The 14,678-nt window shown below is 36.0% G+C and carries 14 protein-coding genes; all 14 read left to right on the top strand.

All coding sequences use genetic code 11. From position 1 onward, the window contains the following. Positions 1 to 36: 36 nt before the first annotated feature. The 14 genes from GFU89_RS02260 to GFU89_RS02325 all read left to right on the top strand — a co-directional run bounded on the left by GFU89_RS02260 (position 37) and on the right by GFU89_RS02325 (position 14,625). Complete coding sequence (locus GFU89_RS02260; protein ID WP_076351723.1) at positions 37 to 783, top strand: electron transfer flavoprotein subunit beta/FixA family protein; 747 nt, start codon at positions 37 to 39, stop codon at positions 781 to 783. 42 nt (positions 784 to 825) lie between these two features. Continuing rightward, positions 826 to 1,773 (top strand): electron transfer flavoprotein subunit alpha/FixB family protein, encoded by a 948-nt coding sequence (locus GFU89_RS02265; RefSeq protein ID WP_318845589.1) that lies wholly within the window; start codon positions 826 to 828, stop codon positions 1,771 to 1,773. A 189-nt stretch (positions 1,774 to 1,962) separates the two neighbouring features. After that, the gene (locus tag GFU89_RS02270) at positions 1,963 to 2,562 is read left to right on the top strand and encodes a bifunctional nuclease family protein (RefSeq protein ID WP_318845590.1); all 600 of its coding nucleotides are present in this window, start codon (positions 1,963 to 1,965) and stop codon (positions 2,560 to 2,562) included. Between the two features lie 22 nt (positions 2,563 to 2,584). After that, positions 2,585 to 3,967: a nucleoside permease gene (locus tag GFU89_RS02275; protein WP_318845591.1), complete on the top strand. Its 1,383-nt coding sequence runs from the start codon at positions 2,585 to 2,587 to the stop codon at positions 3,965 to 3,967. Between the two features lie 115 nt (positions 3,968 to 4,082). Further along, the gene (locus GFU89_RS02280) at positions 4,083 to 4,637 is read left to right on the top strand and encodes a sigma-70 family RNA polymerase sigma factor (protein ID WP_318845592.1); all 555 of its coding nucleotides are present in this window, start codon (positions 4,083 to 4,085) and stop codon (positions 4,635 to 4,637) included. Continuing rightward, positions 4,603 to 5,310, top strand: a complete 708-nt coding sequence (locus tag GFU89_RS02285) for a hypothetical protein (protein ID WP_318845593.1) — start codon at positions 4,603 to 4,605, stop codon at positions 5,308 to 5,310. The genes GFU89_RS02280 and GFU89_RS02285 overlap by 35 nt, the downstream gene beginning before the upstream one ends. Positions 5,311 to 5,388: 78 nt before the next feature. Further along, positions 5,389 to 6,483: a hypothetical protein gene (locus GFU89_RS02290; RefSeq protein WP_318845594.1), complete on the top strand. Its 1,095-nt coding sequence runs from the start codon at positions 5,389 to 5,391 to the stop codon at positions 6,481 to 6,483. 149 nt (positions 6,484 to 6,632) lie between these two features. Further along, positions 6,633 to 7,037 (top strand): hypothetical protein, encoded by a 405-nt coding sequence (locus GFU89_RS02295; RefSeq protein WP_318845595.1) that lies wholly within the window; start codon positions 6,633 to 6,635, stop codon positions 7,035 to 7,037. A 2-nt stretch (positions 7,038 to 7,039) separates the two neighbouring features. Then, the gene (locus GFU89_RS02300) at positions 7,040 to 7,450 is read left to right on the top strand and encodes a hypothetical protein (protein ID WP_318845596.1); all 411 of its coding nucleotides are present in this window, start codon (positions 7,040 to 7,042) and stop codon (positions 7,448 to 7,450) included. Between the two features lie 58 nt (positions 7,451 to 7,508). After that, a complete protein-coding gene (locus GFU89_RS02305) occupies positions 7,509 to 8,687 on the top strand; it encodes an acetyl-CoA C-acyltransferase (protein ID WP_318845597.1) in 1,179 nt (392 codons plus the stop codon). Positions 8,688 to 8,793: 106 nt separating this feature from the next. Beyond that, positions 8,794 to 10,284: an MFS transporter gene (locus tag GFU89_RS02310; RefSeq protein ID WP_318845598.1), complete on the top strand. Its 1,491-nt coding sequence runs from the start codon at positions 8,794 to 8,796 to the stop codon at positions 10,282 to 10,284. Between the two features lie 262 nt (positions 10,285 to 10,546). Beyond that, positions 10,547 to 12,625, top strand: a complete 2,079-nt coding sequence (locus GFU89_RS02315) for a M12 family metallo-peptidase (RefSeq protein ID WP_318845599.1) — start codon at positions 10,547 to 10,549, stop codon at positions 12,623 to 12,625. 133 nt (positions 12,626 to 12,758) lie between these two features. Next, positions 12,759 to 13,685 (top strand): mevalonate kinase, encoded by a 927-nt coding sequence (locus GFU89_RS02320; protein WP_047425449.1) that lies wholly within the window; start codon positions 12,759 to 12,761, stop codon positions 13,683 to 13,685. Positions 13,686 to 13,695: 10 nt separating this feature from the next. Beyond that, positions 13,696 to 14,625, top strand: coding sequence for a UbiA family prenyltransferase (locus GFU89_RS02325; RefSeq protein ID WP_318845600.1), 930 nt, complete (start codon positions 13,696 to 13,698; stop codon positions 14,623 to 14,625). Positions 14,626 to 14,678 lie beyond the last annotated feature (53 nt).

The following is a 14,678-nucleotide window of genomic DNA, read 5'->3' on the forward strand; positions in this document are numbered from 1 at the left end:
TTTTATGCGCCAAAGGGAAAAAATAAAATAGTACACATGAAAATATTAGTTTGTATTAGTAGTGTTCCGGATACTACTTCCAAAATTAACTTTACAGCAGATAAATCTGCTTTCGACAAAAACGGAATTCAGTGGGTAATCAACCCATTAGACGAATTTGCGTTGACAAAAGCAGTTAAACTTCAGGAATCTCAGGGAGCAACAGTAACAGTAATCAACGTAGGAGATGCTGGTACAGAACCTGTGATCAGAAAAGCTTTGGCAATTGGTGCTAACGATGCGGTAAGAGTAAATCTTGATCCTAAAGACAGCTATTCTACAGCAAAAGAAATTGCTGCTGTAGCTCAAAACGGAGGATATGACCTTATCCTTTGCGGAAAAGAATCTATCGACTATAATGGAGGTTCTGTTCCTGGAATGGTGGCTCAGCTATTGAATCAGCCTTTCGTAAATGCTTCAGTAGGATTAGACGTAAACGGAAGTGAAGCTACTGCAGTAAGAGAAATTGAAGGAGGAAAAGAAACTATTTCTGTAAAATTACCAGCTATCATTGCTGGTCAGAAAGGTTTGGTAGATGAAAAAGACCTTATCATCCCGAATATGAGAGGAATTATGTCTGCAAGAACAAAACCTCTACAGGTAGTAGAGCCTACTTCTTCAGAAGTAAAAGTTCAGGGAGTATCTTATGACAGCGTTCCACCAAGAGCAGCTGTGAAAATGGTTTCTCCTGACAACCTGGATGAATTGGTAAGATTACTTCACGAAGAAGCGAAAGTAATCTAATCTTTAAATTTTTCAATCTTTTTAATTTTTAAATGTAAAACAATGGCAGTATTCGTATACGCAGAAAATATAAACGGAGTTTACAAAAAAGCAGCTTTTGAAGCAGTTTCTTATGCTAAAGCTGTTGCTGATAAAGCCGGAGATACCGTTACGGCAATCTCTGTAAACCCTACAGATTCTTCAGATTTATTATATAAATATGGAGCATCAAACGTAATCAACATTAAAGACGAAGGTCTTAAAAACTTCTCAGCAAAAGCATTCGCACAGGCTGTAAGTGAAGTAGCAGACGGAAACATCATCGTTTTCCCTCACACAACTGATGCTTCTTCAATTGCGCCAATGTTTGCGGTGATGAAGAACTATTCTTTAATCACTAATGTTTTAGAAGCTCCTGAAAGCCTTTCTCCTTTTCAGGTAAAGAGAAGAGCATTCTCAGGAAAAGGATTTATGCATGCAAAAGCTGAAGGAAACGGAGTAATCGTTACGGTTTCTCAAAACGCTTTCGGTGTTAAAGAAAATGCAGTATCAGGTTCAGAAGAAGTGAAAAACTTATCAGTAGCTAATGAAGATACTAAAGTGATTTCTCACGAGCAGAGCTCAGGTAAACTGGACCTTAAAGAAGCTGAAGTTGTAGTTTCTGCCGGTAGAGGACTTAAAGGACCTGAAAACTGGGGAATGATCGAAGATTTAGCAAACGTTTTAGGAGCAGCTACAGCATGTTCTAAACCGGTTTCTGACATCGGATGGAGACCTCACACAGAACACGTGGGACAAACTGGTAAGGCGATTTCTCCTAATCTTTACATCGCTGTAGGGATTTCAGGAGCAATTCAGCATCTTGCCGGAGTAAACTCTTCAAAAACTATCGTAGTAATCAATAGCGATCCTGAAGCACCATTCTTCAAGTCTGCTGATTACGGGGTAGTAGGAGATGCTTTCCAGATTATTCCTGCATTAACAGAGAAAATTAAAGCAATAAAAGGATAAGAAAGTGAATTGTGAATAGTCAATTCGCTTTGCTCGTCAATTTTTAATTAAATAATTCACTTGCGAAGCAAAATTCACTATTGACGTTTGACAATCATCAACAATACAGATAAAAGCTCGGCTTTCCGGGCTTTTATTTTTGCGTAAAAAAGTAAAATCACAATAAAAAATTAATCTATATTTGTAGCTATGGATTATAAACAGCTAATTATTCGCGGAATATCGTACAGCCAGACCCAGTCGGGGGCTTACGCATTGTTACTGGAGCATGAAGAAACACACATAAAATTACCTGTTGTTATAGGAAATTTCGAGGCCCAGTCTATCTCTCTCGGATTGGAAAAAGACATCCATCCACCGCGTCCTCTTACTCATGATTTATTTACAAAATTTATAGTCTCTGCCAACTATGAGCTGATCTCTGTTATTATCTATCAGATTGTAGACGGAGTATTCTTTTCAAATATCAACTTTAAAAATAAAGCGAACGAAGAAGAATTGATCCTTGATGCAAGAACTTCTGATGCTGTTGCAATGGCGGTAAGATTTGATGCACCTATATTTACAACACAGCAGGTTCTGAATGAAGCAGGGATTTTATTAGAACTGGAAGATGTTGCCAAAGAAGACCAATCTTTTTCAGAAACTGTACAGACAGAAGACAACTTAAAATCTCTTTCTATGGAAGAACTTCAGAAATTACTGGAGGATGCCGTTAAAGAAGAAGACTATGATACTGCTCTTGAAATTCAGGAAGAAATCAAGAGAAGGAAAAAGACAATTGACTAAAGAGATACTTTTTATATAAACTATGAATTTAAAATTACGACTGACCATCCTCAGTTTTCTCCAATTTTTTGTTTGGGGAGCATGGCTGATTACGATGGCAAACTTCTGGTTTGGCACAAAACATTGGGAAGGAACTCAGTTTGGAGCTGTGTTCGGAACCATGGGAATTGCTTCCATCTTTATGCCAACCATTACTGGAATTATTGCTGACCGCTGGATCAATGCGGAGCGTATCTTTTCAGTATTACACATCCTTTATGGGGTTATTCTTTTCATATTGCCTCATTCTGCAGACCCGAATTCTTTCTTTTCGGTAATGCTTGTGGCTATGTGCTTTTATATGCCTACCATTGCACTTGCGAACTCCATTTCTTATACAATCCTGAAAAATAATAATCTGGATGTAGTAAAAGACTTTCCGCCGATTCGTGTATGGGGTACCATTGGTTTTATTGTAGCAATGTGGATCACTAACCTTAGTGGAAACAAAGCTACAGAAGGACAGTTTTATATTGGAGGTGCTGTAGCAATACTCTTGGGAATTTATGCTCTTACCTTACCAAAATGTCCACCACAAAAACTGATTGATAAAAATTCACCATTATCAGAACAACTAGGATTGAATGCATTTAAGCTTTTTGGAAACTATAAAATGGCTTTGTTCTTTTTATTTTCAATGCTTTTGGGAGCAGCACTTCAGCTTACCAATGCATATGGAGACGTTTTCTTAAGTGAATTTGCGCATTTCCCTAAGTACGCTGACTCATTTGTAGTACAGAGATCTACCATTATCATGTCAATTTCTCAGGTATCAGAAACCCTGTTTATTTTGGCGATTCCTTTTTTCCTGAAGAAATTCGGAATAAAAAAAGTAATGCTGATGTCTATGCTGGCTTGGGTATTAAGATTCGGATTCTTTGCATATGGTGTTCCATCCGGATTTGGACTTTCTCTGATCATCCTTTCATGTATCGTATACGGAATGGCATTTGATTTCTTTAATATTTCAGGATCGCTTTTCGTAGAAACAACTACCGATAAAAAAATACGCTCTTCAGCTCAGGGGTTATTTATGATGATGACCAACGGTTTCGGAGCTGTTTTTGGAAGTTATATTGCAGGCTGGGCGATTGATAAATTCTTTACCCATAAATTCACAACTGCTTCAGATTTGTCCACTTATCTGGAAACTACCCCTGATAACCCTACTTTCCTTGAAATTTTGAAAAATAGTTTCAATGCAGCAGTTAATTCAGACGGAACTCTTTCATCTGTGGTGATGGTAAAAGACTGGCAGCAGATCTGGCTTTCATTTGCCATTTATTCGCTGGTACTGGCTATATTCTTTGCCATATTGTTTAAACACAAACACAACCCGGAAGATGTTTCATCAGTAAAACATTAAGTTAAAACTAACATTATTAAGATATTAAATTGCATTTTTGAAAAAAAATGCAATTTTTTTTTATTTTCAGGCAACCTTTTGAGAAATACTCCGTCTTATAGATAGAAACTGAAACATGAAGAATATCGAAGAGAATTTTTTATTGGCTAAAAAACAAGACCGGAGAGGGCAGAAAGCCCTTTACGAGATGTTGGCTCCCAAAATGCTGGCCATTGCAAATTCTTATGTCAATAACCTTCATGATGCGGAAGATATCCTCCTGAATGCATTTATGAAATGTTTTACCAGAATACATGAATGCAGAGAGGGGAAAAGTTTTCCGTTTTGGCTTAGAAAAATTATTGTGAATGATTCTATAACCTTTATCCGAAAGAATAAAAATATTCTCTACGCAGATGTAGAAATTGCCGATGATTATGGTGAATCAACCGATGAAGAATATCCTGAGGAAATAAATATTGAAGAAATATTTTCCCAGATGCCGGTAGGATATAGATTGATTTTTAATCTATACGTCTTTGAGGATAAAAAGCATAGTGAAATTGCTGAAATTCTTAATATCTCCGAAGGAACAAGCAAAAGCCAGTTGAGCAAGGCAAAAAAATGGCTTGCTGAATTTTTAAAAGCAAAAGAAAATGAAAAAAGAAATACTGAAACAGTTAAAATCTGATTACGAGAAGCTTGCAATAAAGCCTTCCGCAGATCTTTGGGACAGAATAGAACAAATAGACCATGAAGAGGAGAAAAGTACTGTTATGAGCCCTAAAAAGGCTTTCCAGTGGTGGAAATATGCTGCCGTACTAGTTCTGTTGTTTTCTGTAGGAACATTACTTTATTTTAACAGAAATCATCCTGTCAATACAGAGAATCCGATCGTTCATACAAAACTGCCGGAAGAAAGCATAGAAACATCATTTATAAATCCGCAAATAGCTACTGTTGAAAATAAAAAAACAGTAGAAAATGCCAATCAAGAGAACGTAAAAGTAATTCCAGATGTCCCTATAGCCTACCAACAGAAAGAAATCTCACAGAAAGAAGGATTAAGCAACAGTAAAGAAGAGCAGATTATAGTGGCTGATTATGAGATTAAAGCCCCGGTATTAGACAAAAATATAATTTCTATAGCAGACAAAACTTCTCCTGTGGAAAGTAAAAAGACTGAATACATCAATGCTGATGAACTCCTGCAGGGAAGAGAATTTCAAAAAAAAAGAGAAGAGAACAGGACCGATACCAGAAAATTCGGAACGCTTGATATGACTAAAATTAAAGTTAAAAGCCCCAATTCTCTTAAAATATTTGGAGTCACAGTCTACAGTGACTCACTGGAAAGAAAATAAATAATCCCTCTTTATATCACAGAAAACTGCCCCGGAACAGGGACAGTGATGAAATATGGTCTTAAAATTAATAAAAATATGAAACGAAAATTACTATTGATGGCTGCTGTAATAGCTTTTAGCTATGGATTTGGCCAGGAAACTCAGGATAACAACCTGAGTGTCTATTCAAAAAAGATTGACAGTATAGTGATGTCTGAAAAAAGCAAAATGAATGTAGAGCTGGATCAGATTGATAAGAGTTTTAAAGAAAAGAAAATCACACCTGACGAAAAGCAAAAACAGCGTACAGCAATCGCTTCAAAATATGAGCAGATTATTAATGAAAAAATAGATTCCCAAAAGCAGGATCTTGAAATGGCAACCAAAGAACTCGTTAAAGATGCCGTTTTTAAATCTGAAGATTCCGTAAAATCCGGAAGAAATCAGCTTTGGCTGGGACTAAATGGATTTAATATGAAACTCAATGAGAAGAAAAAAAAGAATAATCCGAAAAACTATTTAGAAACCTTAGAACTTTCTGTAGGTATGGGCGGGGCGGGATTAACTTCAAAGAATAAGCCTTTTGAATTTTACAGCAAGAATTCTGATATAAAAAGCAGTGTTATCAATTCGTGGCAGCTGACATTATGGTATGGTAATCAAATCGGAAGTTATACCAGTCCTTTTTTCTACCGTTTCGGATTGGGAGTGCGGTCAGACCAGCTTACCCCAAAATATGAGCAGGCATTCAAGCAGGATAAATACAACTTATTCGTTGGTGATTTTGACCGTGGAAACCTTAGAAAGAGTATGCTTTATAATACTTATCTAACCATTCCTGTGGACCTTAAATTTGTTTTAAATCCAAAATACAAAGACTATGAGGGAGTTAAGTACTTGGATAACAACAAGAATCAGTTGTGTCTTATTCTGGGTGTTTATGGTGGTGTAAAAATAGGAAGTGTGAATTATACCAAGTATTTCAATGAGTTTTCTGATAGAATTGTTGAAAGAGAAAAAGTGATGCATGGGGTGAACGATCTTGTTTTCGGAGGGAAATTGGGAATCAGTTATGCCGGGTTCAATCTGTTTGTTCAGAAAGACTTTACTCCCGCTTTCAATGACAATGCTTTGCTGAAGAAAAAATATGGACTTCAGATTGGGATAGAGATCGCAAATGTTAATTTTTAATTTGATATCAAATAGCTTTTTTCTTTATATAATAAATAAAAATATTGGATATTTTTTATAACTAACAAGCGTTCGGGTATGGAAATCCTATTTTTAAAACACACTATTTAAAAGTGTGTTTTTTTTTGTATTTTGGCACTTTAGTAAATATGAAAAATATTCAGTTATTAGGATTACTGTTAGTGATTATAGGCAGCTTTTTACCTCTGGTACATGTGCCTGTTATTGGGAACTGGAACTATTGGAAACTTGATCATTATCTGGCTATTGCATGCTGGATATTTGCTGCATGTGCCGTTTTTGGAATTGTAAATAACAGCGCAAAAATCGTAAGGTTTTTTGGTATTCTGCTTATCCTTTTATTTGCGTTTACCTTATTCGCTGTAAAGATGCAGTCTTTGCAATACTTTAGCTTTTTACCTTTCAAATCCTGGCAGGAAACTTTTGCTGGAATTGTTAAATTGAAATGGGGCTGGGCTGTAGAATTTTTAGGCGCTTTCCTTTTAGTTCTTGCAGGAGGAAACAAGAAAGTAAATAACCGCACACAACTATAAAAATGAACTTCTTAAAAATATTTTCCGCAGGAATTTTGCTGATGGCAGCTGCACAGGCTAACGCTCAGAAAGCTGATCAGAAAAAACCGGACAATCCGGCTAAATGTGCCAATATAAAAGAAGGGAAATTTGTAAGACCCAATTATCCTGAAGGAATATGGCACATGACCATTAAAGATAATATTCAGACCGAATATTTCAATAATGGAAAAGACTATATCAAATCAACATTGGTTTTTGTAGATGACTGCAACTATAAAGCAATCATTATGGAGAAATCCGATAAAAATAATCCTGTACAGATAGGAGATGTCTTCAATAATAAAATCTTAGCAACTCAGGATAACCTTCTGAAAGTGAATATAAAAATTGAAGGAAATCAATTTGATGTAGTCTATGTAAAAGTAAAATAAATTCAATCTATAAAAATGGAACTTTTGTTCCGTTGAGTTAAAAATAAAAATTATATACATGAAAGAAGTATTCATCGTTTCCGCAGTAAGAACACCTATGGGGAGTTTTATGGGAAGCTTGTCAACGGTTCCGGCTACAAAACTGGGAGCAACTGCTGTAAAAGGAGCACTGGATAAAATCGGTTTAGATCCTAATGCTGTTCAGGAAATCTATATGGGGAATGTTCTGCAGGCAGGAGAAGGCCAGGCGCCGGCTCGTCAGGTAGCTTTAGGAGCAGGTCTTTCAATCAATACACCTTCTACTACAGTAAATAAAGTTTGTGCTTCAGGAATGAAGGCTGTAACAATGGCTGCTCAGGCGATCAAAGCTGGTGATGCAGACGTAATTGTTGCCGGAGGTATGGAAAATATGTCTTTAGTACCTCATTATTACAATGCAAGAGTGGCTACAAAATTAGGCGATATCAAAATGCTTGATGGGATGGTACTTGACGGTCTTACAGACGTTTACAACAAAGTACATATGGGAGTTTGCGCAGAAAAATGTGCAGTAGACTATAACTTTACAAGAGAAGATCAGGATAACTTCGCTGTAGAATCTTATAAAAGATCTGCAAAAGCTTGGAGTGAAGGGAAATTCAACGAAGAAATTGTACCAGTTTCTATTCCTCAGAGAAAAGGAGAACCAGTAATCTTTGCTGAAGATGAAGAATATAAAGCCGTAAATTTCGACAGAATTTCAACTCTTCCTACAGTATTCAAAAAAGAAGAAGGAACAGTAACAGCAGCTAACGCATCTACTTTGAATGACGGTGCTTCTGCATTGATCCTTGTTTCCAAAGAAAAAATGGAAGAACTTGGGTTGAAGCCTCTTGCGAAAATCGTTTCTTACGCTGATGCAGCACATGAGCCTGAAAACTTTACAACTGCTCCGGCAAAAGCATTACCTATCGCTCTTAAAAAAGCAGGATTAGAAGTTTCAGATATCGATTTCTTCGAATTCAACGAAGCTTTCTCAGTAGTAGGATTGGCGAACAATAAAATCTTAGGATTGGATGCTGCTAAAGTAAACGTAAACGGAGGAGCTGTAGCATTAGGACACCCACTGGGAAGTTCAGGTTCAAGAATCATCGTTACATTAATCAATGTTTTGAAGCAAAATAACGCAAAATACGGTGCAGCAGCAATCTGCAACGGAGGTGGCGGAGCTTCTGCTATCGTTATTGAAAATATCTAATATTCTGTTTAAGAATATATTACCATTAAGGAATCGATAATTTTTTTAAAAACTTATCCATTTCTTAATGGTTTTTCTATTTTTGTGCTACTAATATATATTTGAAATGTCTGAAACTGAGAACCGACAGCCTAAAAACATAAAGAATAATCCGAAGATTATGAAAGCCTGGGCTGTATATGACTGGGCAAACTCCGTGTATTCCCTGGTTATTACCTCTACCATTTTCCCTATTTATTACTCTATCCTTACCACAGCGTATGAGAAAAAAGAATATATAGCAGAAACCAAAAAATGGATTGATGTTCCCGTAAGGCATATGATCAAAATTTTTGGAGAAGAATATCAGCCGGATGCTGTATACGGGTATTCACTTACTATATCGTTCTTTATTGTAGTATTGCTTTCACCGTTTTTATCTTCTTTGGCAGATACAATCGGAAACAAAAAATCCTTCTTACAGTTCTTCTGTTATTTAGGAGCTACATCATGTATGGGATTAGCCATGTTTACGGGGATGCATAACGTATTTCTGGGGCTTCTCTTCAGTATTACAGCAAGTGTCGGCTTCTGGGGAAGCCTAGTGTTTTATAACTCCTTTCTTCCGGATATTGCAACACCGGATAGGCAGGATGCGCTTTCCGCAAGAGGATATGTCTATGGATATATCGGATCTGTAGTTTTAGTAGTAATTTGTTTAATTCTTATTCAGGTTTTTGCTAAAGGGGCAGCTCAGCAGTTATTATTTACAAGAATCAGTTTCTTGCTTACAGGAGCCTGGTGGTTTGGTTTTTCTCAATATACATTCAAACACCTTCCACAGTTTGGAGACGTAAAAGATAAACTTCCTAAAGATCTTGTATTATTAAACTATAAGAATATCTTCAAAAAGCATGAAGAACAGGGCGGATTTTTTGAAGTATTGAAAGACAACCTTAGTTTCTATAAAGATATTGCGAAAGAAAGTTTCCACGAACTTTTTAAAGTAGGAGGAGAACTTTTCAAAGATAAAAATCTGAAATTCTTCCTGTCGAGTTTCTTCTTTTACAGTGTGGGAATGCAGACGATCTTCCTTATGGCAACTTTATTCGGGAAGAGTGAGATTAATCTGGCTCAGGATAAACTGATCGGAACCCTTTTGGTGATTCAGATCGAAGCTATTATTGGAGCAGTTATTTTCTCAAGGCTATCTAAGAGAATCGGAAACAAAAACGTTATTTCAATTGCTATTGTACTGTGGATTGTTGCTTGTCTTTGGGCGTATTTCCTGAATAAAGAAAACCCAACGGTAGAATACCAGTTTTATGGAGTAGCTGCAGTGGTAGGTTTAGTAATGGGTGGTCTTCAGGCGATGTCCAGATCCACGTATTCTAAACTGCTTCCGGAGAACTCAATGGAAAACACTACGTATTTCAGTTTCTATGACGTATTGGAGAAAATTGCCATCATCATCGGAACATTTATCTTTGCAACATTGATTGAGCATTTCAATAATATGCGTATCGCGGCATTGTCCATGACCCTGTTTTTTGCGGCAGGATTAGTTTTAATAAGATTCCTGAAGGTTAAAATGAGAACCGATAGAGAAACATTATAAAATTAAAAGACGTTATTTTTAACGTCTTTTTTTTATTTTAATGAATAAAAAACATTTATTTGATTAATTGATTTGATTTATTTATAGAATTACCAATAATACTAGAATATAGCTGTGATTTTTCACTATGTGTTGATATTTTTTGTTTATTTGCAAAAATGACAAAATTATCAAAATCATGAAAAAGCTTCTATTAATTTGTTTTTTGCAATGTTTTATTCTTTGTTTCTCTCAAAATTTAAAACCCGTTGCTCAAAAAGTTTTGGAATTTCATAATCGAAAATCAGAACTTAAAACCTATGCCTTATTTGAGGCAGATAAATCTATAGATAAAATAACTGAATACAGAAGAGCAGCAACAGATATCACGGTGATGTCTTTGAAGCCTGCAGAACTAAAAAGATTAATCAAAGATAAACCTGATTTTCTTGAAATCTCTTTTCCCTTTGATGGTGGCAGACAGATCACTGTTGAAATGTACAGACATCAGATTTTAACCAACGATTTTAAAGTAGTTACAGATAAAGGAATAGGAGTAGAATATACGCCAGGAGTGTATTATCAGGGAATTGTAAAAGGAGATAATGCTTCTATCGTAGCTTTTAGCTTTTTTAATAATGATATTATAGGAGTTGCTTCCACTCCTGAATTAGGAAATATAGTCGTAGGAAAAGCTAAAAACTCTGAAGATTTTGTAAGCTATTCAGATTCTAAACTAACAGGATCTAATCCATTTGCCTGTGATGTAGACGGATTGAAAGAAAACCAGGTTGAGAGACCGGTTTTTAATCCTAATAATACCAGCAAAAAGAAAACAGACAACTGCGTAAGAATATATTATGAAGCAGGTTTCGGTCCCTATACCCAAAATGGAAGCAATACTACCACTACTACGAACTGGGTTACTGCTATGCATAATAATGTTACAACATTGTACGCAAATGAAAATGTTAATGTAGCCTTAAGTGAAGTTTTTGTTTGGACAACCACTGATCCTTATACAGGGTCACCAAGTGCAATTCTGAATCAGTTCAGAACTACAAGGACTACTTTCAACGGAGACGTAGCACAATTATTAAGAAATCCTGCGACAACAAGTATTGCTTATGTCAACTCATTATGTACCAGTTACAGGTATTCTTATTGCGGGATGAATTTAAACTATCAGAATGTACCTACTTATTCCTGGAATATAGAAGTAATGACCCATGAACTTGGGCATAATCTAGGCTCACCACATACGCATTCTTGCTTCTGGAACGGAAATAATACAGCCATTGATGGATGTGGACCGGCATCAGGAAACAACGAAGGATGTACTGCAGCGCTTCCTCCGGCAGGTGGTGGTACCATTATGAGTTACTGCCATTTGCTAAGCAGCGTAGGGATTAATTTTGCGAATGGTTTTGGGGTACAGCCTGGAACATTGATCAGGAATACTGTAGATTCAAAAGGATGTCTTGGTACCAATTGTACAACATCATGTCCTACATCGATCACCAATTTTACAATTAACAATATCACACAGACTTCTGCAAATGCTGCTTTTACAGATGCTCTTTCAACAACATGGAAATATAAGCTGACAACAGCAAACGGAGCGGCAGTATCTTCCGGAAATGCCAATACACCCTCTTTTAATTTTACAAATCTTCAACCGGCATCTTATTACAGACTAAGTGTAGGAACAGATTGCAGTGGGCCAAATGCGTTCCAGTTATCAAAGCTTTTCCTGACTGATGGAGCATGGTGTGATGGAACTCCATTTTTAGATACCGGAGGTTCCACTGGGCAATATAAAGATAATGAAGACCTTATAAAAACATTTTATCCTACTCCCGGCTCATCTATGACGATGACATTTACGTCATTCGATCTTGAACAGGGCTATGATTTTATGTATGTGTATAATGGACCTTCAACAGCTTCACCACTATTCGCCAATGGAAATAATCTGAGCGGAAGTACAGTTCCCGGTCCGTTTACATCAACAGATCCTTCAGGTGCTATAACAGTAAGATTTGTTTCAGATGGAGGTGTTACAGGAAACGGCTGGAATGTGAATTTCTCTTGTGGGGTTTTAGCAGTAGAAGATATCAATATCAAAAATAATGCAATAGATATCTATCCAAACCCTGCCAAAAATATGATCACTCTCTCTTCAAAAGAAAGATTAAAAGGATATAAAATCTATGATGAAGCAGGAAGGCTGGTTGCTTCGGATTCTTCCTTAAAAGGGAATAAACAGGAAATAAATCTTTCCTCAATTCAGACAGGAAACTATGTGATTACTGTAGAAACAGAGAAGCAGACCATTAATAAAAAGCTGATCAAACAGTAATTTTTAAATAAAACTTTGTAAAGCCTGATTTTATCAGGCTTTTTTTGTATATTTATATAGAAAAAATTCGGCTTGAGTTTTGCTTATATTCAGCGGAATAATTTTTAACTTTGCAAAAAGATTTATTGTCAATATGACCAACCCTTTATTTTATGCAAAAATAATCCTGTTTGGAGAATATGGAATGATTGAAGATTCCCAGGGGCTTGTAGTACCTTACAGCTTCTATAAAGGAACTTTGAAATTTTCAGATTTGAGTTCTGAATTTGAACTGAATTCCAACAGGCATCTGCAGAAATACTCTGAATTTCTTACAGCACTTGATCTTTCCGACGATTTTAAGTTGGATATCGAGAGCTTCAAAAATGATATTTCTAACGGACTTTTCTTTGATTCCAATATTCCTCAGGGATATGGAGTGGGAAGTTCCGGAGCTTTGGTTGCGGCTATTTTTGAAAAATATTCAATCAGCAAACTTAACCCTGAGAATATCTCAAAAGATAATCTTAAAAAATTAAAAGCTGTTTTCGGTGAAATGGAAAGCTATTTCCATGGGAAAAGTTCAGGAATGGATCCTCTGATCTGTTATATGAATCTGCCAATCCTTATCGAAAATAAAGAAAATTTAGACAGGGTAAATATCCCAGAAGGAGAAAAAGGAAAAGGAGCTATCTTTCTTATTGATTCCGGGATAACAGGGGAAACAGGTCCTATGATTCAGATTTTCTTTGAAAAAATGAAGACAGAAGGTTTCCGAAAAACCCTGAAAGAAGAATTTATCCGTTACAACAACGCATGTATTGAATCTTTCCTTAAAAAAGATATGAATCCTTTCTTCAGAAACCTGAAAAAACTCTCTCATTGGGCTTATGAACATTTCCGTCCTATGATTCCTGAAAGTATTTTTAATATCTGGAAAAAAGGTCTGGATTCTAATGCTTATTATCTGAAACTTTGCGGAAGCGGTGGAGGCGGCTATATCTTAGGATTTACCAAAGACTATGCAAAAGCAGAAAAAATGCTTGAAGGCTTCCAAAAAGAAGTGATTTACAGATTTTAAACAGGTTGGAATGAATTCTGAAAAAGAAACTTTCCAATCTAAAAATTATGTATCAAAATCTTTATTATACAGATTTTCACAATTCGTGGGCTTTCTGCTCGGAGCGCGTTTTTTTGTAGCAGCTCTGTTAACATTTGCTCTCTATGTTTCCACTTTTTTCCTGTTCAATCAGGATGAATCTTTCAGAAAGTTCGTCTTTGATTTCAAAGTACACGGTATTATTTTCTGTACGGTTCTAACCATTCTGGCGGGTGGCATCATCAATCAGTTTTATGATCTGGAAAAAGACCATATTGTAAAACCTTTCAGAACCAGAGTTCAGAGTTTCATCAAGCAGAAATATTTTCTATACGCTTATCTCGCACTCAGTGCTATCTCATTAGGAGTGGCCTGGATGATTTCTCATAATGTCTTTGTTTTTTTTGTAGTCTATCAGTTCTTTATGTGGTTTTACAGTCATAAATTGAGCAGAATACTTATTGTAAACAACCTTACCTTCGTCAGCCTTACCTTATATCCGTTCTTTGGAATGATGGTGTATTACGAAACCTTTTCAAAAAAGGTATTCCTGATGGCTGTTTTTCTTTTCCTTATTTTGCTGTGCATTGATATTGTGAAAGATACCCTGACCAGAAGTGTAGATAAAACGTTCGGATATACTACGATTCCTAATTATTTTAAAAGCAGGAATACAAAACTTATTCTTACTTCTTTACTCATGGTTACCATGGCTGTTTCTATGAAACTTATTACCAAAACCGGGGTTACCGGAATCATGGCTTATTATTTTGCAGGGGGACTTTTTATCATGATAGTATGTATCTATCTTCTTATCAATGATTCCCGGAGAAGTAACTTCTTTACTTTGAATATATTACGATTTTGGGTTTTCGTAGGAATTATTGCGATGCTTTTAAACGGGATAGAGCATAAATTATAAAAAATTTCTTTAAATAAACTGAGGTTATTATTACCTTTGCGAAAATAAATTTA

Source organism: Chryseobacterium sp. JV558 (genome assembly GCF_033712365.1).
GTDB lineage: Bacteria > Bacteroidota > Bacteroidia > Flavobacteriales > Weeksellaceae > Chryseobacterium.

Excerpts from the sequence above, each read along its gene's own strand:
- GFU89_RS02260 (WP_076351723.1), top strand. The coding sequence starts at position 37 with ATGAAAATATTAGTTTGTATTAGTAGTGTTCCGGATACTACTTCCAAA.
- GFU89_RS02265 (WP_318845589.1), top strand. The coding sequence starts at position 826 with ATGGCAGTATTCGTATACGCAGAAAATATAAACGGAGTTTACAAAAAA.
- GFU89_RS02270 (WP_318845590.1), top strand. The coding sequence starts at position 1,963 with ATGGATTATAAACAGCTAATTATTCGCGGAATATCGTACAGCCAGACC.
- GFU89_RS02275 (WP_318845591.1), top strand. The coding sequence starts at position 2,585 with ATGAATTTAAAATTACGACTGACCATCCTCAGTTTTCTCCAATTTTTT.
- GFU89_RS02280 (WP_318845592.1), top strand. The coding sequence starts at position 4,083 with ATGAAGAATATCGAAGAGAATTTTTTATTGGCTAAAAAACAAGACCGG.
- GFU89_RS02285 (WP_318845593.1), top strand. The coding sequence starts at position 4,603 with ATGAAAAAAGAAATACTGAAACAGTTAAAATCTGATTACGAGAAGCTT.
- GFU89_RS02290 (WP_318845594.1), top strand. The coding sequence starts at position 5,389 with ATGAAACGAAAATTACTATTGATGGCTGCTGTAATAGCTTTTAGCTAT.
- GFU89_RS02295 (WP_318845595.1), top strand. The coding sequence starts at position 6,633 with ATGAAAAATATTCAGTTATTAGGATTACTGTTAGTGATTATAGGCAGC.
- GFU89_RS02300 (WP_318845596.1), top strand. The coding sequence starts at position 7,040 with ATGAACTTCTTAAAAATATTTTCCGCAGGAATTTTGCTGATGGCAGCT.
- GFU89_RS02305 (WP_318845597.1), top strand. The coding sequence starts at position 7,509 with ATGAAAGAAGTATTCATCGTTTCCGCAGTAAGAACACCTATGGGGAGT.
- GFU89_RS02310 (WP_318845598.1), top strand. The coding sequence starts at position 8,794 with ATGTCTGAAACTGAGAACCGACAGCCTAAAAACATAAAGAATAATCCG.
- GFU89_RS02320 (WP_047425449.1), top strand. The coding sequence starts at position 12,759 with ATGACCAACCCTTTATTTTATGCAAAAATAATCCTGTTTGGAGAATAT.
- GFU89_RS02325 (WP_318845600.1), top strand. The coding sequence starts at position 13,696 with ATGAATTCTGAAAAAGAAACTTTCCAATCTAAAAATTATGTATCAAAA.